The following is a 23,306-nucleotide window of genomic DNA, read 5'->3' on the forward strand; positions in this document are numbered from 1 at the left end:
CCCCATCCCCGTGACATGGCGCAGCCAGAACGCCAGCGCGATGAAGCCGATGATGGTGGTGACGCCGGTCCAGTCGACATTGGCCTTCTTCACGTCGCTGATGATCTTCACCAGCAGCATCCAGGCCACGAAGATGATCGGGAGAATGATGACAAATCTGATCATGCGACACCCCTGCTCGAAGCGATTGCACCCTTCCCTAGATGTAGGAAGCAATCCGGCGGTTTTCAGGATGCCCTCGCCGACGGCCCATGCGGCATGCCGGGAAAAACGGAGTTTTGTCTTTACTGGCGCAACAAATATGCTAACCGGAGCGCCGTGCCCTTGTAGCTCAGCTGGTAGAGCAGCGGTTTTGTAAACCGAAGGTCGGCGGTTCGATTCCGTCCGGGGGCACCAGCACAATGCAAAAACCATAACATTTTCAAAAGCTTAGAAAACAAGGTTCGGGTTCGATCCACCGCTTATCCACCTGGAATTTTTCATTTGCCAACGCGAGTATCCGCCCCAGAGCATCACCGTATCCGGATCATCCTCTTCGTCCTCCTCCGGCTCGTAAGGTTCCGGCGCCACCAGCAAATCGATTCGCCTAAGGTCAGTCCCTCCCATTGGCGCATCGAGCGAGAGCGTTTTGAAGGTGTCATATTTGTGGATAGTGTGCTTGGTGCTAGGTTGCCAAATATTCAGCCTGGCTCAGATTTGGGAATATTGGGGGGACGTCACTTTGATCCGCATTTTGGTCGCACTCGCCGCCGCAATTTGCTTCGCGTCTTCGGCGGCTTCGGCAGGACAGGACAATATCCACTTCCTGGTCGGGATGCCCGATGCCAAGTTAAATTTGGCCGCTAAAATGGCAGGTAACCTCAACGGCGTTATGCAAAGGTGCCGGCTGAGGCCTACAGAAGATGGAAAAGCTATCATTGCTGTCCCTGTGCTTTTGTACGAGGGGATTAGAAAAACACCTGACGCCTAATCCTCCTAAGTTCCGGAAGGCCATTCGCACCTATGAAAGAGCTTACGCCATGGCGGTCCAGAGAGCGGGAAATTGCCAGGCTGAGAAGGCCAAATACCCGGGACTTTACCGATAGATGGCTGAGAAGGGACCCGGACATTGGGCGAGTCACCGCCCTGCGCGCCGCCGCCTAACTATGGCGTCGACGGCATCCTTCCTGATTGCTGCGGATTGAGCCGTCCGGTATACCCATCGGCATTCTTCACGAACACAGCTGCAAGCCTGATCCGTGCGGCAGCGGCTTCATTGAAGATCAGAACGGCACCCTTCCACGCTCCGCACTTGAATTTCTCGATAATGCCCGCATCGAAGCCTGACGCGGAAGTATTGAGCTCTTCGAGGGATGCCTGCTTGCACCGGCCATCCCGATACCTATTTCGCCGAATTCAGGCGCAGCAACTTAGCCTACGGGTGTGACTTCCTAGCTATATACAAAGTTGCAGGCTCATCGATATAAGGCGATTGGCGATTTTGATGGGGATTTCATGAAAGCTTTTTTGCTCGCTTCATTCGTTGCGCTTTCCGCGGCTCCGGCCATGGCTGCCGATATGACGATCGCTCCTGTCGATACCCCTGAATGGACCTGGCAAGGGCCATACGCCGGCGTGTTCGGCGCCGGAACGTTGGAACACTACAAGATCTATGGACCGGGCGCCCAGGCTGGCGCAACGCATAATGTCGGCTCGGCAACGGTCGGCGGCTTTGCAGGCTATAACCTCCAATCCGGCAAGATTGTCTATGGCGTCGAAGGCGAGCTTGGCTACCGCTTCAAGAAGAACACCTTCGACGATATTCCAGGCCCAGGCGTCCTTGACGCCTCCACAGGTTTGTTCGGATCCGTAAAGGGTCGCGTTGGCATGGACATGGGAGCCTACATGCCGTTTGTCACGGCTGGTGTAACCGCTGCAAAGCTGAAGACATTCTACCCGGGTGGAAACGCTGAGCGGGATGCCACCTTGGTCGGTGGTGTTGTTGGAGCAGGCATCGACGTCGCGCTCACACACAACGTGTTCTTGCGCGGCGAATACGACTTCTCCTTCTTCGGCAAGAAGTCGCTTGAATATTGTGGCGGCGGATGCACGCTGGAACACACGCTTCAGACGCACGATTTCCGCGTCGGCATCGCGATGAAGTTCTAACTGTTCAGCGCGTCTCCGACTTTGACGCCCTCCGCGGGAATGGCAAGACCAAGGTCCAGCTTGTGAACGGCATTCCGCGGGCGCAATGTCGCCACGAACCCGACGGCTAGGGGCCTGGATCGCAAATAGTTTGCCGTTCAGGCCCTTCGTTCGTTCGGGACCATGCCCATCTGCGCGCCACCCCTTCGTATCAAACCGTACGTTGAATCCTTCTTGGGTCACGCGTGACAAGAGAGTAAATAAATCCTTTCGCAGGAAGGGAGGCCGCGATGGCAGAAACGCATATAGAAGTCGCACGCGCGGTTATAGAAACCAGCTTTCGGTTGCGGCACCATTCCCTGGCCGGAACTGCCTCATTTCGCCGTGATATGGACCACTCCCGACGCGCAATCGAGGCCTCGCGCGAACTGCTCAAGCGCCTTCGCCAACGTCATCGCGATGACATGGCCCGAGGTTGGGAAGATCTGGACCCAGGTCCTGTTGCTGTCTCGGCCTTCGATGCCGACATTCTCCGCTCTGCATTTCGAAACCTGGTCAGGGAAGCAAGCGTTCCCGAGTGTGAATGGCGCCACCTGGCTGAAAGCCTGGTCCGCGAATATGTCGGGTGCGAGCAGGTTGACGTTGGCTTGTTGGACTGGATTACCCACAAGTAGTCAGCGGTATAAATTGCGTACCAACGCAAAACAGCCCGCCCCGCCCACATTGCCGGTGACACGAAACGGGCTGCGGAAGCCCGCATGCGATGCTTCCTGCAACCCAACTTTGGGCGAGTACGGATGTTCCGTTAGTTTCTGCTGAAAGGCGGTACATTCTGCTGCCGCGGCCATTCGACAGTCACTGGTAGGGTAGACCCGCCGCTCCATTTGCGAAGCGACGGGCTCTCGCCCACCCCATACCTGTGAAAGCAATTTAGATGCCAAACTTTTGACCCGTTATGGGGCACAGCCGTCGCGTTGCCAGTCGGTCGGTCGCCCTCTCGTCGCTCTGCCTCGACATTGATAACCATCTACATCATGCCGGCTCGTTGGCTGCGATCACAAATTGTCGGATTCGTACGAAGCAGAGTTCTGTACGATTCCAACCCTTTAACTTTGTACACCCCTCTTTTGTAATTCGGCGGCTGAGGGGACGCCGTGCATCAGGTTGCATTTCACTGTCAATCGCGCGCCAGAGGGCGTATATTTTTTAAATCGTCTGCACGTGTCTACGGGCGCAGACGGCAGGGAGATTGGAAAGCTCTTGCCCCAAGCGGGATTGAGCTATGACCAATCCAGAGAACGATTCCTACAGAAACCAATTGTTGCGCAGGCTTGACCCTGGTGACCTGGGGCTTTTGCAGCCACACCTTGAACTGTGTGACCTCGAGCCGAAAATGACCTTAGAGAAAGCCGATTCGGAGATCGAGACGGTGTACTTCCTGGAGGACGGCATCGCTTCTGTGGTCGCGACGGCTTCAGGTAAGGAAGCCGAGGTGGGCCTTGTCGGCTTTGAGGGAATGACCGGTGCCGCGCTCGTGATGGGCGCTGACTATGCAGCGCATCAATGTTACGTTCAGTCGGCCGGCAGCGCTTTCAGGATGGGAACCGAGCCCTTCAAGGAGGCTCTTGCGAACAGCCCAACGTTGCGCCTTTTCCTGTTGCGCTATGTCCACTACTTCCACATCCAGACCAGCTATACGGCCCTGATCAACGCAAAATCAAACCTTGAAGAGCGGTTGGCGCGCTGGCTTCTAATGTGTGACGATCGGGTCCACGGCGAGCGCCTTGCGATCACCCATGAGTTTCTCGCCGTCATGCTTGGAGCAAGACGCCCAGGCGTTACCGTTGGGCTGCAAGTTCTGGAAGGACGTGGTTTCAGCTATTCTCGACGTGGCGAAGTGCACATCAGGGACCGCAGCGGACTTGCGGCCTGCGCAAACGGCACCTACGGCAAGCCAGAAGCCGATTACGTTCGGCTAGTTGGATTATAGCGCTCCAAGCATGCCGGACGTAGGCCGCGGTGATCCAAGCACCTGCGCCTCGCGCCAGCAATACAGCCCGTCCCGCCCACATTGCCGGTGACACGAAACGGCTGCGGAAGCCGCGATCCGATGCGATTGCAATCCAACCCTGGGCGCGCACGGATGTCCCGCAAGCTTCATATCCCGTGCGTCAGCACAAGATAAATAGCGGGGACGAGCATCAACCAGCCGCTCAGTCCAAGAACCACCAAGATGGCCATGCGCTCTGTTCGTCTGACAAGGTCGGCAATGTTTTCTCTGTCCGGCAAAGCGACGGAGGCCACAAACCCGGGCGCACGATCATCGTTGCCATTTCCCGGTTGGTTCGCGCTGCCACTCTCATTCGATCTGTGGACCAATGTCATTGTCATCGTTCACCGAAAAGAATCTAAACCGGCCCGTTCTCGGCGCGTGAGCCGGAACGGGCCGAGGCGGGAAATCAGTTAAAATCGAAGGACGACCGAAGGACCACGTCGGCGGTAGCACCGGACGCGACGGCGACCATGCCGCCAATAACTGCGGCAAACCCGTCTCCAGCCCCGCCGGCGGCGGTGGGGACGGTAGTGCCAGTCCCGATGGTAGACTTGCTGCACTTCTGCCTGTGCGTCTTCTTCAAAGGTCTCTGTTTGTGGCGTCTCAAGTTCATCGAGGATGCCGTGTCCGGCCCCTGGAACACCCGCCATTGCGTCAGTTGGGCGGACAGCGCTTGCAAGGGCCGCTGCCCCGGCAACGCCAAACATTGCAGTCAAGAAGGATCGCCGATCCATAATAAACCTCCCAAGGTACATGTGCTAGAAATGCGCCCACGCCTGCCGAATGAGCATGCATGGGCGCACGGTGAAATACAGGACCCGCCCGCCGTCGAAGCAGCTCACGGGTCCTATCAGCGCAGGAAGGGACGTAGCTGCGCCGATCCACGCCATGTCAGCCAAGAACGACCCCCATCACCAAGAAGGTGATGGCTGTTGCGAAAATCGGTGCGAGCAACCATCGCGCCTGGCCGACACTTTTTTCCACTGTTTCTCTCCGAATTGGAGAGACAACAACCTTTAGGCCTAAGCCGTTCCGCCTACTCCCAACGGGTAAGACCATTGCGTTTTCCAACCAGACTTTGGTCCTGCGCGGATTCAGACAGAGGCCCGTATGAGGAACGTTTGGCCTGGCGACGTGTTCGGGTGGCTGGCGCCCAGCCGATCGTGCTGCCGCCAGGTTACAAGAGGAGAAAAACAAATGAGGATGCACCTAAGCAGCGCCGCTGCGGCGCTCTTGCTGTTGGCCAGCGTCGGCGCGGTTGCGGCACAGGATGTGGTTATCACACCGGAACAGGACACCGTCGTCCGCGAATACGTGAAGAAGCAACCCTTGGCTTCTGTGAAGCTTCCGGGGGTGGAGTTGAATGTCGGCACGGCTCTGCCAGACACGGTCGAACTCCACGAGGTTCCCAACGTCAAATACCGCTATACGGTGGTCGACAACCGAACGGTTTTGGTGGACCCGAGCACACGCAAGATTGTGAAAGTCTACGACTGAAACTTCGAACCGGGCCAGGCCCGCCGGCAGGGATGCCGGCGGGTTGTGCTCGTCAAATCGCCACTCAATCGGACAAATGAAAATGATGAACCCTGAAGTCGAGACGTCGCAATCGCTCGTGGCGCGCCTGGTTGATCTCCAGGCGAGAGCGCGGGCAGCACGTATAAATGAGGCCGAAATAAAGACCTTCCAAAAGGTCGCAGCCGTCACGGATGATGGTCGAGGTCGGTCGGCTCAGGATCTGGCCGTTCCAGGTTCGATGGCGACATAGTGGTGCACGAGGTCACACCCCAATCGCCGCCACAAGAATTCGGTTCTGCCCGCGGATCGCCGCGCGCAGTTCCAACATTCCAAGTTGTGCCTTCTTCTACGACGCGCCAGCAACCTGGGTGGATGCCCCAACCCTGGTGAAGGTGTTCCGCACCCTGACGGACTTGTAGACGTAGGCGACCCAGAGCCCTATCAGCACAAACGAGACTATGTACGTCGCAAGCGCCTCGCCAGTGACCACTTTCCGAACCGAAACCCCGATCGCGGTGGAGACCCAGATCGCGTCCAGTATGACCGCCACCGGGATTGCGAGCCATTGGATGAGAAACAACTGCTTGAACCGAAGGCTCCGCCTCAGCATGGCAACGAGCACCACAAGCTGAAACACCATGAATGCCAGCAGCAGGGCAACCTCGCCATAGACCACCATGGGTCCATTCGGCACCAGCATGAGCTGGTTGTAGCCATCGCTGGAGGCCCCCAATTCGGCGAGTGTGCGCAGCGGTGACAATGCCTGACCGATAGCCAGCAGCATCAGCCAGCCGCCGAAGCCCACAAGAGTCTCAGGATTCTGCGACGGCTTCGCGGCCGATCGAACAGCAAAGAAAACAGGCACGCCGATCAACAGCAGCATGATCGCCCAATGCCAGATGGAAAACGCCCCCATTTACCCCTCCCCTTTTTATGCCCCTTTAAGTTGTACAAGGTTTTAGATTCAACTCAAGAGGCGAGCCCTCGTGTGAATGAAGTTATGTCGAACCGACGATTTCTCCTGTCTGCTCCTGACTCCTTCACACCCCGATCGCCGCCACCAAAATCCGGTTCTGCCTTCGGATCGCCGCGCGCAGCTCCGGTATTTTCGCCGCGTCGCGCTTCACGAATTCGATGAACATCATGTTCATGTTGTTGAAGATCAGTTCGCCGAGCGCTGCTCCGTCGATGTCCTGCCGCACCAGGCCGAGCGCCTGCAGGCGGGCGATCAGGGCGCGGATCTGTTCGGTCAGCGCGCGGTCGAGCGCGGTGTAGGCCTGGCCGAACGGGCTGTCGGGCAGTTGCGTCGAGATCGCCATTGCCTGCCGCCACATCTCCTTGCTGAGATAGTGCAGCGAGTGCTCGATGTAGATGCCGATCAGCGTATCCAGCGCATCGCCGACATTGGCCGGCGGCCTGGCGACGACGCCCTGCCCGGCATTCAGCACCTCGTTGACCTCCAGCGAGACGATGGCGCCGAGGATGTCGCCCTTGTTCTCGTAGTAATTGTAGATGGTGCCGACCGAGACCTCGGCCTGCGTGGCGATCGCCTCTATCTTGGCGCCCTCATAGCCGGCCTCTCGAAACAGTTCCGCCGCCGCTTCGATGATGCGCCTGTGCCGGTCCGCCTTTTGCCTTGCCCGCAATCCGCTCATTCCAGCCTCTTGCCACAAAAACAGAATTGACTCAATTTTAGAATTGGTTCAATTTTTTGCAAGAAGCCACAAAGGCAAGGGAGAACACTCGATGTCCGCACATTCCAAGAGCATGAATTCGCTTTCCCTGTTGAAGAGCCATCTGCATGCTGCGTGCGCGGCCGCGGCGCTGTTGCTCGCAGCCGGCAGCGCTGTCCAGGCCGCCGACCTCAACGCGCTGATCTGGTGCGATCATGCCGATCCGGCGCTGCTGCAGCCCTTCGAGGAGGCCAATGGCGTCAAGGTCAACGTCAAGGAATTCGAGGGCACCGGCGCTGGCCTCGCCATCGTCGAACAGTCGCAGCCGGGCGACTGGGACGTGATGGTGATCGATTCGATCGACGTGCCGCGCGGCGTCGAAAAAGGCCTGTTCGAGCCGCTGCCGGAAGACAAGCTGCCGCTGGCCGACCTGTTTGCGCAGGTGAAGATGGACGGCTCCGCCATGGTCGGCGGCAAGCGCTACGGCATCACCGAAAAGTTCGGCTACAACACGATCGGCTACAACAAGACCAAGGTCGACCCGGCCGACATGCAGTCGATGGCGGCCCTGACCGGCGACAAGTACAAGGGCAAAGTCGCCATCTACGACTACTACCTGCCGGTCATCGGCATGGCCGCACTGGCGATCGGCAAGAAGACGGCCGATCTCACCGAAGCCGACCTGCCCGCCCTCAGGGACGAGCTCTTGAAGATGAAAGCCAATGCCAAGCTGGTCGGCGAAGTGACCGCCAGCCAGACGGCGCTGGCGACGGGCGAGGTCGACATACTGGTCGGCGGCGGCGAATGGGTGACGGCGGGCCTGGCCAAGGAAAACCCGGCGCTGGACTTCTCCATCCCGAAAGAAGGTGCGGTTCTGTGGTCGCAGTCGCTGGCCATGTTCAAGGATTCCAAGAACAAGGACATGGCGCTGAAGTTCATCCAGTACATTATGAGCCCGGAGGGCCAGGCGCGGCTTGCCACCTCCTCCTGCTACTGGGGCATGCCGGCCAACACCAAGGCAGCACTGACCGACGACCAGAAGAAGGTGCTGCGCTTCGACGAACAGCCGGGCTTCCTGACGCGTGCCCAGGCCTATCCGGCGCCGAACGCCGATCTCGACAAGAAGATGCAGGACATGTGGACCGAAATGCTGCAGGCGAAATGAGCCGATAGCGCTCATGAGCTCGGCTGGAAACAACCCCTTGCCCCGGGCGGGCCATACCCTGCCCCGGGCGAGCTCTGCTCTGCCCCGGGCGAGCTCTGCTCTGCCCTGGGCGCTGGTCACGCCGGCGCTCGGCTGGACGCTGCTGTTCTTCGTGCTGCCGTTCATTGCCATGGGGTTTTCCAGCCTGACGGCGCATGAGGGCGGCGGCTTCACGCTGTCCAACTACAGCCAGTTCTTCACCAACCCTTCCTACTGGCAGGCGATGGTGAACTCGCTTGAGGTGACCGCGATCGTCACCGTGGTCTCGGTGCTGCTCGCCTATCCCTTCGCCTGGATCCTCGCCGAACAGGTGCCGGAGCGCTGGCAGCGGCTGGCGCTGATGCTGGCGGTGCTGCCGTTCTGGACCTCCTATGTCGTGCGCTCCTATTCCTGGCTGCTGGCGCTGGCGCAGAACGGCGTCGTAAACCGGGCGCTGACCGGCTCCGGTCTCATCAGCGAGCCTGTGCATCTCGCCAACACGCGTTTCGCCACCATCACCGGCTTCGTGCACTTCTTCGTCATGTTGTTGACGCTGACGATCTTCGCCAATCTCAAACAGCTCAGCCCGAGCTACCGCAAGGCGGCCGCCGATCTCGGCGCCGGGCCGGTGCGAACCTTCCTGCATGTCGTGCTGCCGCTGACCTTGCCCGGCATCATGGTCGGCGCCTTCCTCACTTTCGTGCTGTGCATCGGCGACTACATCACGCCGCAGATCCTGGGCGGCAACAACGAGCTGCTGATGCCGCAGCTGGTGATGATGCAGATCGGCCGGCGCGGCGACTTTCCGCTGGCCTCGGCGCTGTCGATCATCCTGATGGCGGTGGTCACCATCGCCTATCTCGCCTGCGCCCGCTGGCTGAAGATCGAGCGGGCCTGAGATGCGCAGGATTGTCCGCATCGCCTCCTGGCTCTACGCGCTTGCCGTCTACGGCTTCATCTTCCTGCCCGTGATCGTGCTGGTGCTGTTTTCGCTGCAGGCGACGTCGTTCCCGATCCCGCCCTTCACCGGCCCGTCGCTGCGCTGGTACGACGCAGTGCTCTCGGACCCACGGCTGACTTCGGCGTTGGTCAATTCGCTGCTGGTGGCGTCCATCTCCTCGCTCGCCGCCGTGACGCTCGGCTTCCTTTCCGCCTGGGGCTTTGCCCGCTTCGTCCTGCCCGGCTCCGGCCTGCTGCGCGGGCTGATCACCCTGCCGCTGACGGTCAGCTATCTCATCATCGGCATGGGGCTGCTGGTGCTGTTCAACTGGGCCGGCGTACCGAAATCCTTGCTTGCCGCCGGCATCGGCCATGTCGTGATCAATCTGCCGCTGTGCTTTGCCATCATCTACAGCCAGATGGGCGACCACCAGATCAACATCGAGCGCGCCGCGCGCGACCTCGGCGCGCCGGAATGGAAGGTGCTGCTGTTGATCACCGTGCCGGTCATGGCGCCGGCCATCTTCGCCGGCTTCTTCCTGTCGATGACCTTCTCCTGGGACGAATTCGTGATCTCCTTCCTGCTCACCCGCTTCGACACCACGCTGCCGGTCGAGATCTGGAACCTGCTGCGTTCCGGCCTCAATCCCAAGACCAATGCCGTCGGCTCGCTGGTCTTCGCCGTCTCCATCGTGCTGGTGGTGTTTTTTGAACTGACATTGCTTCGGAGAAAGCCCGCATGAGCGCGCCCCTCGTCGACATCAGCAGTGTCTCGCATCGCTTCGGCCAGCACACCGTGCTGAAGGATGTCTCGCTGCAGATCGAGCCCGGCAGCTACACGATCCTGCTCGGGCCGTCCGGCTCCGGCAAGACGACGCTCTTGTCCATTCTGGGCGGCTTCGTCACGCCCAGCGAAGGCAAGGTGTTCATCCGTGGCGAGGATTGCACGTCGGTGCCGCCGGCCAAGCGCCCGACGACGACGGTGTTCCAGGACTATGCGCTGTTTCCGCATATGAGCGTCGGCAGCAATGTCGGCTTCGGCCTGCGCATGCAGGGCGTCGACGGCGCGACACGCGCCGCAAAGGCGCGCGAGGCGCTGGCGCTGGTCGGTCTCGCCTCTGCCTTCGACAAGAAGCCGCATCAGCTCTCCGGCGGCCAACGGCAGCGCGTGGCGCTGGCGCGCGCGCTGGTGATCGAGCCGGCGGTGCTTTTGCTCGACGAGCCGCTCGGCGCCCTCGACCTCAAACTTCGCCGGCAGATGCAGGATGAATTGAAGGCGATCCAGAAGCGCATCGGCACCGCCTTTATCCATGTCACGCACGACCAGGAAGAGGCGATGGCGCTGGCCGACCATTGCGTGGTGATGAATGACGGGCGCATCGAGGACGAAGGTCCGCCAGAGCGCGTCTACGCACGGCCGGCGACGCGTTTTTCGGCGACCTTCATGGGCGAAAGCACGATCCTCGCCGGCACGGTCACGGAGGCCAGCGACAGGACAAGCACCGTCGCGACGCCGGTCGGGCCGGTCTCGCTGCCCGGCGCCTTGCCGGTCGGCTCTACCGTTGCGCTGGCCATACGCCCGGAGCATCTTGTCCTCGGCGAGGCGCGCGGCGGTGTCAGGCTCGGCACGGCCGAGGTGAGCGACGTGGTTTTCCAGGGCAGCTTCAAGCGCGTGCTCGCCGTTTCCGTCGAGGACCCTTCGCTCCACTTCATCGCCAAATTGCCCGCGACGGCGACCGTCCAGCCGGGCGACAGGGTCGCGATTTCCTGCGATACCGACCAGATCATCCTGCTGACGGACTGAACTTTCTGACGGATTGAAACATGGCAACGCTTGCGGTCATCGAGGCACCAGACTGGTACGAGACCATCCGCATGAGCGATGGCGTGACCTTGATCCACGAGCCTTGGATAAAACCGTTCTTCCGCTGCAATATGTGGCATGTGCGCGGCCGCGATCGCGATCTCCTGTTCGACACCGGGCTTGGCCATTTCAGCCTCAGGCGTCACGTGCCGTTGGTCAGCGAGCGCAAGCTGATTTGCGTCGCCAGCCACACGCATTTCGACCATATAGGCTGTCACCACGAATTTCCCGAGCGCTGCGTGCACGCCGCCGAGGCCGGGATCCTCGCCGATCCGCGTAACGAGTGGACGGCAGCCGGCACCTATGCGACCGACGAAATGTTCGATCGCATGCCGCAAGGCTGGGACACGGCGCGCTACGGCATTCTGCCCGCACCGGCCGGCCGTTTGCTCGAGCATGGGGACGTCGTCGATCTCGGCGATCGTGCCTTCGAGGTGATCCACACGCCCGGCCATTCGCCCGGCGGCATCGCGCTCTATGAAAACAGGACGGGCATCCTGTTATCAGGCGATATCATCTATGACGGCCCGCTGATCGACGATGTCTACCACTCGGATATCCCCGATTACATGGCGACGCTCTTGCGTATGCGCGACCTCGATGTCTCGGTCGTGCATGGCGGCCATTTCCCGAGTTTCGGCAAAGTGCGCTACCGCCAGCTCGTCGACGAGTATCTGGAACAGAAGCGGCGAGCCGGCTGCCATCTGCGGCAGCCCTGAAAGCGGTCAGAGCGGTTCACCGTTTCACGGAAACGGCGAACCACTCCAACTCCTTGTTTGGCGCAATTCCGGACGGAAAACCGTTTCACACTTTTCCTGGAATTACTCTAGCGCATCAATTCGAAATGCCGCGGAAACGCTTGATGCAGCAGGAGCAGCATGGTCTTGCGCAGCACGTTGGTGTCGCGGCTGGATGGATTGAGATGATCCCAGTACCAGGCGCCATGAACCAGATAATTCAGGCTCTCCGACAGCGTGTCGATGTCGACGCCGGTGTAACCGCCGCTGCGCGAAATCTCGATCAGCAGCTCGCGCGCTTCGGCGGTGTAGGCAAGATCGCTCGGCAGGCCGATCTCATTGTAGATCTGCATGCTCTTGCGGTCGCTGGAGAACACGACAAAGACCGAAACCCATTTCGGGTGCTGGCGGGCGAAACGTTGCGCGCAATCGACCGCGCCCAGGGCCCGCTCAACCGGCGACAGGCCGGGCGCTCGCACCAGCGTCACCCACAGCTCATCATATCGATCGCTGAGATACTGCAGGACGGCGCGAAACAGGTTCTCCTTGCTGCGGAAATGGAAGACGACCAGGGCATTGGACGAGCCGACATGTTCGGCGATGCGCTGCATGGTGACGCTTGCCAGCCCCTCCTCCGCGATGAGCTCGATGGTGGCGTCGATGATCCGCTGCACGCTGGCTTCGCCGCGTTCGCGCCGACGGTCCTTGGGCGGCGCGGCATCGTTTGCGGCACGTCCATTCTTCGCCGTTGCGCCTTTGCGTTTTGCCGCCGCAGCTTTTTGTTGCGCCATCTTCGTCCAGCTCCTTTCGGACCTTCTGCCGGCGATCACCGACGCCGCCGCCACGGATCCGTCTATTCGAGGTGTCCGGCGTCGGCTCACCACAACCGAAACCGCAGATCAACCACGATCGCGGCAAGGGCCGCATCGCCCTGTTATAGCGACGGGCGCGTTTCGGCGTTTGTGTACCACTGCCCCTTGGCCGTCTCATAGGCCATGGCCGCCCGGAAGACATCGGCATCGCAATAGGTGCGGCCGACGATCTGGATGCCTGTCGGCACGCCGCTTGCCGCCCGGCCCGACGGCACGGATAGAACCGGACAGCGGCTCATCATGTTGAACGGCGTCGTCATCACCCAGCCAAGCGACGGGTTCACCTGCTTGCCGTTGATCTCGACCGTGCCCGTTGTCTGATCGAACTCCGCCGGCACGGCGGGAAGCGCGTTGGTCGGGCAGATCAGCACATCGTAGGTCTCCAGCAGCGGCCCCAGCGTCTGGTACATCCTGGCCGCCACTTCCAGTGTTCCGACAAAGTCCGTCGCCTTCGACCTCTGCCCGTCCTCGGCGAACTGCCTGGCATAGCTCGTCATGTCCTTGCCGTGCTCCTTGAGCAGTTGCGACAGCGAGGCGCCGAACAGATGTTCGAGATAGGCCATGCCCGCCTTGAGCACGTCGTCGCCCCAGCCCAGATCGACTTCCTCGACCGTGGCGCCAAGCGAGCGAAACACATCGCAGGCGGCAAGCGTGTTCTTGCGCACATCGGGGTCCACTTCGAAAGAACCGAGGTCCATCGAGAAAGCAATCTTCCAGCCCTTGATCGGCTTGTAGTCGCTGGGCAGGCGCAGTTTGGGGCGGAGCGTGGCGATGTCGAGCGGGCTCGGTCCGGCCATCACGTTCTGCAGCAGGATCGCATCCCCGACGTTTCGCGCCAAAGGTCCGGTGTGGCAGTAGAAATCGAGGTTGAACGGCGGCTCGTCCGGATTGCGCCCGTAAGGCGGCTTGAAGCCGACAAGACCGCAGGCCGACGCGGGAATTCGGATCGACCCGGCAATGTCCGAGCCGGTGGCGATCGACGACGTGCCGGACGCCAGCGTCGCCGCGGCACCGCCGGACGAACCGCCGGGCGTGAAATCCGGGTTCCACGGATTGCGCGTCACGCCCCAGCGTTTCGACCAGGTGTAGCCGGCGCAGCTGAATTCAGGCGTCGCCGTGCGGGCATGGACAATGCCTCCGGCCTTGATGATGCGCTCGTTCATCGTCGACGTATGGCCACCGATGGCATCCCGGGACAGCAGCGAGCCGTGCGAGGTCGGCTTGTCCTTGATGTAGCTCTCGTCCTTGATGCCGATCGGCAGTCCCTCGAGCGCCCCGGTACGGGCCCCCCTGGCGTATTTCGCCTCGGCTTTCCTGGCCAGGTCCATCGCCTCGTCGAAATGCGTGAAGGTGAGGCAGTTGATCGTCGGCTTGGTGGCTTCGGCGCGGCGGATGGTGGCCTGCATCAGTTCGACGGGCGAAAGCTTCTTTGCCTTGAACAGCCGCAGCGCCTCGCTGGCCGGCATGTAGCAAAGGTCGAGATCGGTCATGGGAAGTCTCCTGCGATCTGCGCATCGCGTTGCATGGACGGAGATGACCGCGCCGCGTGCAGCGGCGCGGGAAAGCCTGGTCAGGTCATTTCTGCAGGTCGGTCCAGATCTTCGTGTAGAGCGCCTGCACGTCGGGCGGGCATGCCTGCATGAACTGGCCCTTGGCGGCGAAATCGGCGGGAATGTTGACTTCCGGCGCGGTCTTCATGTCGTCGGGCATGAAGGCTTCCGAGCCCTTGATACCGTTCGAATAACGCGCAAAGGCTGAGATCAGTGCCGCATTCTGCGGATCCATGATGAAATTCTGGAACAGCTTGGCGTTGTCGACATTTTTGGCGTCCTTGAGGACAGCGACATTGTCCATCCAGATCGGATAGCCTTCCTTGGGATAGCCATAGACGATCTTGTCGTTCTCAAGCCGCTCGCGCAGCGATATGCCGTTCCAGTTGACGCCCGCGGCGATGTCGCCCCTGCCCAGGCCATCGACGGCCGCATAGTCGAGCGAAAGCCATTTCGCCTTCGCCTCCACCAGCTTGTCATGCACCTTCTTCAGCATCTGCATGTCGCTGCTGCAATATTTGCCACCCTCGTAAGCGATGGCGAGGAACATGATGTCACCCATTTCGGGTACGACATTGATCTTGCCGACGAGTTCGGGGGGTGGGTCGAGGAAGATCGCCGATGTGTTGGGGTCGCCGGCATAAACCGACTTGTTCACCGAAATGCCGGTCGTGCCCCACTGCCATGGAACGGTATATTTGCGGCCTGGATCGAATGGAACATCGACCCACCTGGGATCGACGTTCTTGAAGTTCTCCATCTTGTTGGGATCGGTCTCCAAGAGCAGACCTTCGCTGATCCAGACCGGCACGACGCTCGCCGAGGGCACGACGATGTCATAGCCGGAGGCGCCCTGCCGGACCTTGGCCAGGGCGGTATCGTTGGAATCATAGTCGGTGACGGTGACCTTGACCTTGTAGGTCTCCTCGAACTTCTTGATCAGGTCGGGACTGGTGTAGTTGCCCCAATTGTAGATGTTGAGTTCGCCGTCGGCATGGGCAACGCCCGTGACAGTCAGCAGCGACAGGCCGATGGCCGTCGCGGTCAGTTTCCAGTTCATGCTGTATGCTCCCATTGTTGGGACCGGCGGCGTTACGGCCTCAGGTCCGTTTCCTGCTGACGAAAAGATGGCCGCGACAATGCCGATCGACGGCACGAGAACGGCCGTCGACATCGCATTTGCGGCATGCGGCGCACCGGCAACGGCAAGCCGCATCGCAGTCGAGATATTCCCCTCTTCATGGTGGCCATTCACCGGCTGGCGCCGGCTGTCCAACTCAATTCGCGACCTCAGGAGTAACTATGACTAAACATGCAGTCAATATCTTTATGCGGATACGGCCAGGGCTCGCCGATGGGTGCGCCCGATGCGGTGGTGACCAAGTGGGCAGCCAGGAAAGAGCTTTGGCCGCGACGCCGGGCGCGTCAGGCCGTTGGGGCCGCAACGGTTCCGGCCGCAATTCGCTGACGGAACCAATCGAAGGTGCGCCCGATGCCTTCCTGATAGCTCGTCCTGGCTTCCCAGCCAGGAAGGACATGCCTCGCCGACGTCAGGTCCGGACGCCGATTTGTCGGATCCTGGGGAGCCGGAGGGTGGTGCTCGATGCGGCTGCCGGGGACAAGCGACCTGACGAATTCCGCGATGCGCAGGACGGAAACCTCGTGATCGTTGCCGATGTTCAGAGGGCCGCGATGCGAGATGCCGTCGCGCCAGAAGTAACGTTCCAGCCCCTCGACGATGTCGTCGACATAACCCCAACTGCGCGATTGGGACCCGTCGCCATAGACCGTCAGCACCCCGGTTGTCAGAGCCTGGATGGCAAAGTTCGAAACGGCGCGTCCATCGTCGATGCGGGTTCGCGGCCCATATGTGTTGAAAATCCTGACGACGCGAATGTCGAGCCCGACAACCCGCTGCTGTTCGAACAGCAATGCCTCGGTGCAGCGCTTGCTTTCATCATAAGAGGCCCTGGGACCGGTGCAGTCCACCGATCCCCTGTAACTCTCGGGTTGGGGTGAAATCAGGGGGTCGCCATAGACTTCCGAGGTCGAGGCGAAGCAGAAACGGCCGCCGGGCTTGAGCAGCGTCAGAAGATTGAGCGCGCCGCCGATGTTGGCCTTGATCGTGCGTACCGGCTCGCGCATGTACCAAAGCGGCGAAGCCGGCGACGCGAGATGAATGATCTCATCGAAGCGTTGAAGGGATGAAAAGCTTTCGGCATCGGCAATCTGCAGATCGAAACGCGGATCGGCGACATGTGCGACGTTGTCTCGCGTCCCGGTCCAAAGATTGTCGACGACGATCAGCTTTTCCAGATCGCTTCGCCGCAACAGACGGTCGACCAGATGTGAGCCGAGGAAGCCGCAGCCACCAGAAATCAACACGCTGCGCGACATGGAACCCCCTGCTCCAGACACCCGGCCAGTCAACGAGCCACAGGGCTTGTTTCCCAACAACGGCGGATACGAGGCTACCCAAAAACCTTTCCGCCAATCGGTGCACCCATCTACACCGCCAAGCGCCGCGAGTGCAAACAGCAAGCTTTCACGAGTGGAACGTGCGGCAGCCGACCGGCCTCTGCTTTTAAGGAGAGAAACTGCCGCGCGATGTCGCGCACCGAAGCGGCCGCCAATGCCGCCGGTCATCCGAAAGGATGATCAGGTTACAGCGCTACAGCGCCCTTTGCGGGCATGGCGCTCCGGCTGCGTCACCACAGCGCGACGCCGTGGGCTGCGGTCGGAAGCTCGTCTCTTCGGACCGGCGCACCAGTTCGGCAAAGAGCAGCGCGAAGCTTCCCAGCATCAGAAAGACAATGATCAGGCGTGTTACCGGCAATATGTCGGCCTCGACTGGCTAGCCCCCACGCCACCCATCCACTGCCGGCTAACATGACCGATCCGGCTTTACGAGACTTTAAGGCCGGTCTTAACCATCACATTCGCGTAGCCTTTGACATGATACGCGAACGCATGTCCGCATCCGCCGTCCCGCGGTCGCCTCCCATCCCGGAATGGCATTGCCATCCGGGATGGCGGCTCCGTTTGCAGACCTACCCCGCCCATGCTACCCCAAAATTGGCGCGGCCCTGCCGCTGCCAACCGGTCGTCATCGGGGAGCCATGAGCAAAGCCGCCAGCCACATCGCCTTCGTCTCGTCCGACACCGCTGACGCCAAGACGGCGCTGGAAAGCCTGTCGGCGCGCTATGGCCAGTCTTCCGTCGAGGAGGCCGAGATCGTCGTTGCCCTTGGGGGTGACGGCTTCCTGCTGCAGACCCTGCGCGACACGATGGGGACCGGCAAGAAGGTCTACGGCATGAACCGTGGCACCATCGGCTTCCTGATGAACGAGTATCGTTCCGGTGGCCTGACCGAGCGTCTCGAAGCCGCCGTCGCCGAAACGATCCGCCCGCTGGAGATGCTGGCCGTGACCTCGGAAGGCGAAACGATTTCGGCACTGGCTATCAACGAGGTGGCGCTGTGGCGTCAATCGTACCAGACGGCCAAGATCCGCATCACCGTCGACGAACAGGTCCGGCTTGAGGAACTGAACTGCGACGGCGTCATGATCGCAACCCCGGCCGGGTCCACCGCCTACAATCTTTCGGCGCACGGGCCGATCCTGCCGCTCGACGCGCCGCTGCTGGCGCTGACCCCGGTCAGCCCGTTTCGCCCGCGCCGCTGGCGCGGCGCGCTGCTCTCCAACAAAGCGACGGTGCGCTTCGACATCCGCGAGCCGGAAAAGCGGCCGGTGAACGCCGCCGCCGACCATACCGAGGTCAAGGCGGTGACCTCGGTAACGGTGCGAGAATCACCCACGGCGACAGCAACGTTGCTGTTCGATCCCAATCATTCCTGGAACGAGCGTATTCTCGCCGAACAGTTCCGCTATTGAGCCGGCTCTGCGACCGACAGGTCGATTAAGCATCCCGATTAAGGTTACAACTTCACAATCGTGCCATTGCTGCCCGTTTCTGTTGACAAATCGAGGGCTTGCTCCTAATTGCAATACCGATCTTGCAGGCGCGTGGCGCTTGCCGCGACGCCATTAGACGCCGTTGCGCTTCCCCGAACCAGCCAAAGACAACAACACTTGTCCTCAGACACCACGACCGCTCAAGAAGCGTTGACCTTCGCAGACCTCGGCCTGTCGCCGAAGGTCCTTTCCGCAGTCACCGACGCCGGCTACACCCAGCCGACGCCGATCCAGGCTGGTGCGATCCCGCACGCCTTGCTCGGCAAGGATATTTTGGGCATCGCCCAGACCGGCACTGGCAAGACGGCTTCCTTCGTGCTGCCGATGCTGACCCGCCTCGAAAACGGCCGGGCCCGCGCCCGTATGCCGCGCACGCTGATCCTGGAACCGACGCGCGAACTCGCCGCGCAGGTCGAAGAGAATTTCATCCGATATGGCAAGAACCACAAGCTCAACATCGCGCTCCTGATCGGCGGTGTCTCATTCGACGAACAGAACAAGAAGCTGGAGCGCGGCGTCGACGTGCTGATCGCGACGCCCGGCCGCCTGCTCGATCACCGCGAGCGCGGCAAGCTGTTGCTCAATGGCGTCGAGATCCTCGTCATCGACGAAGCCGACCGCATGCTCGACATGGGCTTCATTCCCGACATCGAGCGCATCTGCGAGATGATCCCGTTCTCCAGGCAGACGCTGTTCTTCTCGGCGACGATGCCGCCGGAAATCACCAAGCTGACCGAGAAATTCCTGCATGCGCCGGTGCGCGTCGAGGTCTCGAAGGCCGCGTCCGCCGCCACCAACATCACCCAGCGGCTGGTCAAATCAGGCTCCAAGCCGTGGGACAAGCGCGAGACGCTGCGCAACCTGATCAAGGCCGAAGATGCCGAACTGAAGAACGCCATCATCTTCTGCAACCGCAAGATCGAAGTGTCGGAACTGTTCCGCTCGCTGCTGAAGTATGATTTCGACGCCGGTGCGCTGCATGGCGACATGGACCAGCGCGCGCGCATGCAGATGCTGGCCAATTTCCGCGACGGCAAGCTGCGCTACCTCGTCGCTTCCGACGTCGCCGCGCGCGGCTTGGACATCCCCGACGTCAGCCATGTCTTCAACTATGACGTGCCGATCCATGCCGAGGATTATGTCCACCGTATCGGCCGTACCGGCCGCGCCGGACGCTCCGGAAAATCCTTCACCATCGCGACCAAGTCGGACACCAAATACATCGACGCCATCGAGCGGCTGATCGGCAACAAGATCGAATGGCATGACGGCGACTTGTCGACGGTGGTTGCCAGCGAAGGCGGCGAGGACGATGCTCCGCGCCGTGGCAAGGGCGCACCGCGCCGCGCCGGCCGCAAGGACGACGACCGCAGCAGGGAAAAGGGCGGCGAGCGCAAAGCGCGCGAACGCCACGCCAAGCGCAGCGAAGACACGGCACCGGAAACAGTCCGCGAGGACCAGCCGGTGGCCGAGGTCGCAGCGGCAGCCGCCGACGTCGGCGAACGGCGCTCGCGCAAGGAAGCGATCCGTTCGGAAAACACCGAGCGCAAATCGTCCGATCGCAACGAACAGCGCGCACCGGAACGCGGCGATACCCGGCCGCAGCGAGACAACAGCCGCCCTGCCCGCCAACGTCACCAGGAAGACAACGATTCCACCGTTGGCTTCGGCGATGACATGCCGGCCTTCATGCGGATCGTCGCCAAGGTCTGATCCCGACCGCTTCGAAGGCAAGCCAGCCATCCGGCTTGCCTTCTCGATAGAGCTCCAGCCTGGTTCGCCCGTTACATCGGCCCAGGCATCATCTTGGTCGGTTTTTCCAGCATCGGAAACTCGGCCTTCGAGCATTTCACGTTCGGGTTCGTCGGACTGAACATGCCGTTCGGATTGTCTCCGAGCCAGGCATGAAGGTCGTAATGGACGAACTCCTTCGGGATGAGAGGGTAGTGCCCCTCCATCGGCCCCATGAAGGTTTGGCCAAACAGCTTCGGAGGCTCCTTTATGTCCGGCGTCAGAGGCACCAGCCATTCCGCGCCCACCAGCCGCAAACCCTTCTTGGTCGGTTCATAGATCAGCACGTTGGGGTGCATCGGGTCGAGCTTCTGGCCGACACTCGGGACATTGACGAAGTGAATACCCATGGCGCCCTTCGGGTAATCCATCGCGCCCGCTATCTTTTCTCCGCTGTAGTAGACGCAGCCGACCGTCGACAGATAGAGGTCGCGGACGGCAGCGGTGTAATCCTCATATTTGGCGAGCGACTTTTTCAAGGCTTCGATGTCGGCCTTGTTGGCGTCCTCGGCCCGAGCCGAAGCAACGTTCAGCCACGCGCCTACCAAACCTGTTAAAACGAGGACGCCACAGCGCCCAAGGCTGGCTGTTCTTGTCATGCATTCCTCCCAGATTTCTGATCTGGCCGTGCAAGACCGAGGCGGAAAAATGCTGATTGCGCGGCCGGTTACACCGCCTCATCCCCGCTGGACTGCCATGATGCTATTCCTTTCCATGGCCGCCGGAAAGCTATATTTTAGCAATAACTAAATCTATACCGTACCCATCCAGAGCGCCGATGTCAGCTCAAACAAAAACGGCCCCGCATGAGGGCCGTTTCGCATCCGCTTGCCGGACGGATCAGGTGAGCGGCGACAGCTGGATCTCGACGCGGCGGTTCTGGGCCCGACCTTCGGCTGTGGCATTGGATGCGACCGGGCGTGTCTTGCCGAAGCCTGTGACGGCGAAGCGCCGCTGATCCACGCCCTGACCGGACAGATAGTTCGCCACCGCCAAAGCACGACGCTGCGACAAATCGAAATTGTGCTGGTCGCCACCGGTCGAATCGGTGTGGCCGAACACGTCGACCGTGGTCTGCTTGAACTTCTTCAGCACCAGCGCGACGGAGTTCAGGACCTGGTAGAAGCCGGGCTTCACCGCATCCTGATCCGAGTTGAAGGTGATGTCGGACGGCATGTTGAGGATGATCTGGTCGCCGCTGCGGGTGACGCTGACACCGGTGCCTTCGAGCTGCCGGCGCAGTTCGGCCTCGTTCTGGTCCATCGTGGCGCCGATGGCGCCGCCGGCCAGCGCGCCGATGCCGGCGCCGATCAGTGCGTTGCGGCGGTCGTTGCCACCGGCAAGCAGGCCAAGGCTGGCACCCGCCAGGGCGCCAAGGCCGGCGCCGGCCGCCGTGTTGGAAATCTTCTGGTCGCCTGTATACGGATCGGTGGTGGTGCAGGCGCTCACGAGCACAGCCGTCGCCACGACGACGAGCACAGTCTTTTTCATAGGATGGTCCCTCTCCAAGTCACGCCTTGCGGTGGCGCCAAATCAGCCTTTCCCGCGACTTGTACCATGAATTGCGGCGAAAAGCGGAACGGCAAAAGCGCCGTTCACGGCTTTTCCCGAGAGACCAATACCCGGTGGTGGCGCCGCATCGCCGTGCCGGAATGGTTTGGATAAACTACCAGAGGTTCTTGCCGTCTATGACAACCACTTCGACCTTGTCGAGATCGAAATCATCGAACAGCCGCGAGTTGACGCTGATCTTGGGATTGTCGAAATCCGGCTCGCCTGTCGACCAGTCCGGCGTTTCGGTAAAGGTGCCGCAGCCGCAGGTGGCGCAAAAACCGTGCTTTACGGTCTTCGACCCCCAACGATAGAAAGAGACGTTCTCCATCGGGCTGGTGAGCTTGAATTGCGAAGGCACGTAATAGGCCCAGAGCGAGCCGCGTTTCGAGCAGAAAGAACAGGTGCATTGCGTCACCGTCTGCGGTGCTTGCGAAACCTCGAACGTCGTCGCCTTGCAATGACAGCTTGCCTTGATGGTCATCAACGAACTCCTCCTGTCGCGCCACCCTGTGCGGCAAAGGCAGCATAAAGAGGTGCTCCTGACAACTGTCTGTCAGCAAGCATCACCCGGCGCTACCGCGACAGGCTGGTCTCAGCAAGCCCGTCCCGTCACACGCGACCAGGCGGACTTCGGAATGCGTTCCTATCGTCAATAAGAGCGCGGCGGCACGAACAGGCAGATTGTCCTGCCGGCGTCGAGCCCCCCCTGGTGCGCGCACCAATGGAACTCGCCGTCCGGGCTGTCCTTGACACGCTTGTCGGTCATTGGAACGACCTCACCCGTTCCGGCGATGACATAGCCCTCGGGTTTCTCCAGCACTTCGCCCGTATGGGTCGTGCGACAATCATAGTTGGCGCAGCATGCGAACGGATAACTCCAGCCTTGTGGCTTTGCCGCCGTGGGCGTGGCGTCATGCGCGAAGGCAGGTGCCGTCAGCATTGCCATCGCGCCGATCGCGAACAGGGAAAACAAAAGTCGGCCAGCCGGTTGAACGGCATTGGCCGATCTGAGTGTGGCAGCAGACATGGAAACGTTCCTTTCAAACGAGCATCAAGCGTTTCGCTTGCCCGTTCCCGGAACGTATCTTCCCAGTGGCCGGATCGTCGGGTCGCAGATATGCCGCGTCCGGCCATAAATGCTTTTTCTCTCCCAGCCCTTGGATGCTGGGCTGATTCCTTGGTCGGCGCAAGAACATGCATTCCCGACATCGTTCTACAGACGTCAGGCATCCGCTACCGCCGACGAGATGAGGCCAAGGTCAATTCCCGGCAAACGGGCGTCGAATAAACGGGATTGGCCCGCTGTGGTTCCAGCCTATTGCTGGTCGGAGCCGGCAATCACGTGCTCTTGATACTGCGGCAGGTCATCGGTGATGGTGAACCAGCCCGCCTTCGAACCGACGAAGATGTGCCCGGTTGGACGAATGGATGGATCGTCGACGAGCGTTCCCATGGCGACATGGACGTAGGC

At 60.9% G+C, this 23,306-nt stretch carries 22 protein-coding genes, 1 tRNA gene and 1 pseudogene; 13 read left to right on the forward strand and 11 right to left on the reverse strand.

Going from position 1 to position 23,306, the window contains the following annotated elements:
- Positions 1–320: 320 nt before the first annotated feature.
- The 5 genes from EN990_RS28960 (at position 321) to EN990_RS28995 (ending at position 5,677) form a co-directional block, all read left to right on the forward strand.
- Positions 321–396, forward strand: a tRNA-Thr gene (locus tag EN990_RS28960).
- 1,098 nt (positions 397–1,494) lie between these two features.
- Entirely contained in the window at positions 1,495–2,148 is a 654-nt protein-coding gene (locus EN990_RS28970; RefSeq protein ID WP_013531390.1) for an outer membrane beta-barrel protein, read from the forward strand.
- 269 nt (positions 2,149–2,417) lie between these two features.
- Positions 2,418–2,801 carry a hypothetical protein gene (locus EN990_RS28975; protein WP_084015764.1) on the forward strand — a complete coding sequence of 128 codons (384 nt, stop codon included), beginning with the start codon at positions 2,418–2,420 and terminating at the stop codon, positions 2,799–2,801.
- 608 nt (positions 2,802–3,409) lie between these two features.
- Complete coding sequence (locus EN990_RS28980; RefSeq protein WP_127369725.1) at positions 3,410–4,117, forward strand: Crp/Fnr family transcriptional regulator; 708 nt, start codon at positions 3,410–3,412, stop codon at positions 4,115–4,117.
- Positions 4,118–5,377: 1,260 nt separating this feature from the next.
- Positions 5,378–5,677 carry a DUF1236 domain-containing protein gene (locus tag EN990_RS28995; RefSeq protein ID WP_013531386.1) on the forward strand — a complete coding sequence of 100 codons (300 nt, stop codon included), beginning with the start codon at positions 5,378–5,380 and terminating at the stop codon, positions 5,675–5,677.
- Positions 5,678–6,044: 367 nt separating this feature from the next.
- On the opposite strand, the gene EN990_RS29005 is transcribed toward EN990_RS28995, so the two are convergent.
- Together EN990_RS29005 and EN990_RS29010 are read right to left on the reverse strand one after the other, a co-directional pair.
- Positions 6,045–6,614 carry a DUF2569 family protein gene (locus EN990_RS29005; RefSeq protein WP_127366391.1) on the reverse strand — a complete coding sequence of 190 codons (570 nt, stop codon included), beginning with the start codon at positions 6,612–6,614 and terminating at the stop codon, positions 6,045–6,047.
- A 124-nt stretch (positions 6,615–6,738) separates the two neighbouring features.
- Positions 6,739–7,353 carry a TetR/AcrR family transcriptional regulator gene (locus tag EN990_RS29010; RefSeq protein WP_013531384.1) on the reverse strand — a complete coding sequence of 205 codons (615 nt, stop codon included), beginning with the start codon at positions 7,351–7,353 and terminating at the stop codon, positions 6,739–6,741.
- Positions 7,354–7,444: 91 nt separating this feature from the next.
- On the opposite strand from EN990_RS29010, the gene EN990_RS29015 reads away from it, so the two are divergent.
- From EN990_RS29015 to EN990_RS29035, 5 genes are read left to right on the forward strand one after another with little or no spacing between them, the layout of a single operon-like run.
- Positions 7,445–8,536 carry a spermidine/putrescine ABC transporter substrate-binding protein gene (locus EN990_RS29015; RefSeq protein ID WP_127388462.1) on the forward strand — a complete coding sequence of 364 codons (1,092 nt, stop codon included), beginning with the start codon at positions 7,445–7,447 and terminating at the stop codon, positions 8,534–8,536.
- Between the two features lie 13 nt (positions 8,537–8,549).
- The gene (locus EN990_RS29020; RefSeq protein ID WP_127388463.1) at positions 8,550–9,452 is read left to right on the forward strand and encodes an ABC transporter permease; all 903 of its coding nucleotides are present in this window, start codon (positions 8,550–8,552) and stop codon (positions 9,450–9,452) included.
- 1 nt (position 9,453) lies between these two features.
- Positions 9,454–10,236 carry an ABC transporter permease gene (locus EN990_RS29025; protein WP_013531381.1) on the forward strand — a complete coding sequence of 261 codons (783 nt, stop codon included), beginning with the start codon at positions 9,454–9,456 and terminating at the stop codon, positions 10,234–10,236.
- Positions 10,233–11,297 carry an ABC transporter ATP-binding protein gene (locus EN990_RS29030; protein WP_127388464.1) on the forward strand — a complete coding sequence of 355 codons (1,065 nt, stop codon included), beginning with the start codon at positions 10,233–10,235 and terminating at the stop codon, positions 11,295–11,297. The genes EN990_RS29025 and EN990_RS29030 overlap by 4 nt, the downstream gene beginning before the upstream one ends.
- Before the next feature lie 20 nt (positions 11,298–11,317).
- Positions 11,318–12,076, forward strand: a complete 759-nt coding sequence (locus EN990_RS29035; RefSeq protein ID WP_127370230.1) for an MBL fold metallo-hydrolase — start codon at positions 11,318–11,320, stop codon at positions 12,074–12,076.
- A gap of 107 nt (positions 12,077–12,183) precedes the next feature.
- Here the strand turns inward: EN990_RS29035 and EN990_RS29040 are convergent, their stop codons facing one another.
- The 3 genes from EN990_RS29040 to EN990_RS29050 form a co-directional block, all read right to left on the reverse strand.
- Positions 12,184–12,885 (reverse strand): TetR/AcrR family transcriptional regulator, encoded by a 702-nt coding sequence (locus EN990_RS29040; RefSeq protein ID WP_013531378.1) that lies wholly within the window; start codon positions 12,883–12,885, stop codon positions 12,184–12,186.
- 143 nt (positions 12,886–13,028) lie between these two features.
- Positions 13,029–14,456, reverse strand: coding sequence for an amidase (locus EN990_RS29045; protein WP_064993626.1), 1,428 nt, complete (start codon positions 14,454–14,456; stop codon positions 13,029–13,031).
- A gap of 85 nt (positions 14,457–14,541) precedes the next feature.
- Positions 14,542–15,576, reverse strand: a complete 1,035-nt coding sequence (locus EN990_RS29050) for an extracellular solute-binding protein (RefSeq protein WP_013531376.1) — start codon at positions 15,574–15,576, stop codon at positions 14,542–14,544.
- Between EN990_RS29050 and EN990_RS29055 the strand changes: the two genes are divergently transcribed.
- Positions 15,548–15,826: a hypothetical protein gene (locus EN990_RS29055; protein ID WP_127370232.1), complete on the forward strand. Its 279-nt coding sequence runs from the start codon at positions 15,548–15,550 to the stop codon at positions 15,824–15,826. The genes EN990_RS29050 and EN990_RS29055 overlap by 29 nt on opposite strands.
- Positions 15,827–15,941: 115 nt before the next feature.
- On the opposite strand, the gene EN990_RS29060 is transcribed toward EN990_RS29055, so the two are convergent.
- Positions 15,942–16,913, reverse strand: a complete 972-nt coding sequence (locus EN990_RS29060; protein WP_127385371.1) for an NAD-dependent epimerase/dehydratase family protein — start codon at positions 16,911–16,913, stop codon at positions 15,942–15,944.
- A 722-nt stretch (positions 16,914–17,635) separates the two neighbouring features.
- On the opposite strand from EN990_RS29060, the gene EN990_RS29065 reads away from it, so the two are divergent.
- Both EN990_RS29065 and EN990_RS29070 read left to right on the forward strand, forming a co-directional pair.
- Positions 17,636–18,409 carry an NAD kinase gene (locus EN990_RS29065; RefSeq protein ID WP_013531374.1) on the forward strand — a complete coding sequence of 258 codons (774 nt, stop codon included), beginning with the start codon at positions 17,636–17,638 and terminating at the stop codon, positions 18,407–18,409.
- Positions 18,410–18,607: 198 nt separating this feature from the next.
- Positions 18,608–20,203: a DEAD/DEAH box helicase gene (locus tag EN990_RS29070; RefSeq protein ID WP_164753826.1), complete on the forward strand. Its 1,596-nt coding sequence runs from the start codon at positions 18,608–18,610 to the stop codon at positions 20,201–20,203.
- Positions 20,204–20,274: 71 nt separating this feature from the next.
- Here the strand turns inward: EN990_RS29070 and EN990_RS29075 are convergent, their stop codons facing one another.
- The 5 genes and pseudogenes from EN990_RS29075 to EN990_RS36340 all read right to left on the reverse strand — a co-directional run.
- Positions 20,275–20,880: a hypothetical protein gene (locus EN990_RS29075; RefSeq protein ID WP_013531372.1), complete on the reverse strand. Its 606-nt coding sequence runs from the start codon at positions 20,878–20,880 to the stop codon at positions 20,275–20,277.
- Positions 20,881–21,121: 241 nt separating this feature from the next.
- Positions 21,122–21,772 (reverse strand): OmpA family protein, encoded by a 651-nt coding sequence (locus EN990_RS29080; RefSeq protein ID WP_013531371.1) that lies wholly within the window; start codon positions 21,770–21,772, stop codon positions 21,122–21,124.
- Between the two features lie 175 nt (positions 21,773–21,947).
- Positions 21,948–22,316: a GFA family protein gene (locus EN990_RS29085; protein WP_024503891.1), complete on the reverse strand. Its 369-nt coding sequence runs from the start codon at positions 22,314–22,316 to the stop codon at positions 21,948–21,950.
- A gap of 168 nt (positions 22,317–22,484) precedes the next feature.
- On the reverse strand, positions 22,485–22,862 hold the full coding sequence (locus tag EN990_RS29090; protein WP_013531369.1) for a hypothetical protein: 378 nt from the start codon (positions 22,860–22,862) through the stop codon (positions 22,485–22,487).
- A gap of 288 nt (positions 22,863–23,150) precedes the next feature.
- A pseudogene (locus EN990_RS36340) lies at positions 23,151–23,306 on the reverse strand (GFA family protein); the annotation flags it as partial.

Origin of the sequence: Mesorhizobium sp. M7A.F.Ca.US.005.03.1.1 (assembly GCF_003997975.1) — a bacterium.
In the GTDB taxonomy this organism is placed as follows: domain Bacteria; phylum Pseudomonadota; class Alphaproteobacteria; order Rhizobiales; family Rhizobiaceae; genus Mesorhizobium; species Mesorhizobium ciceri.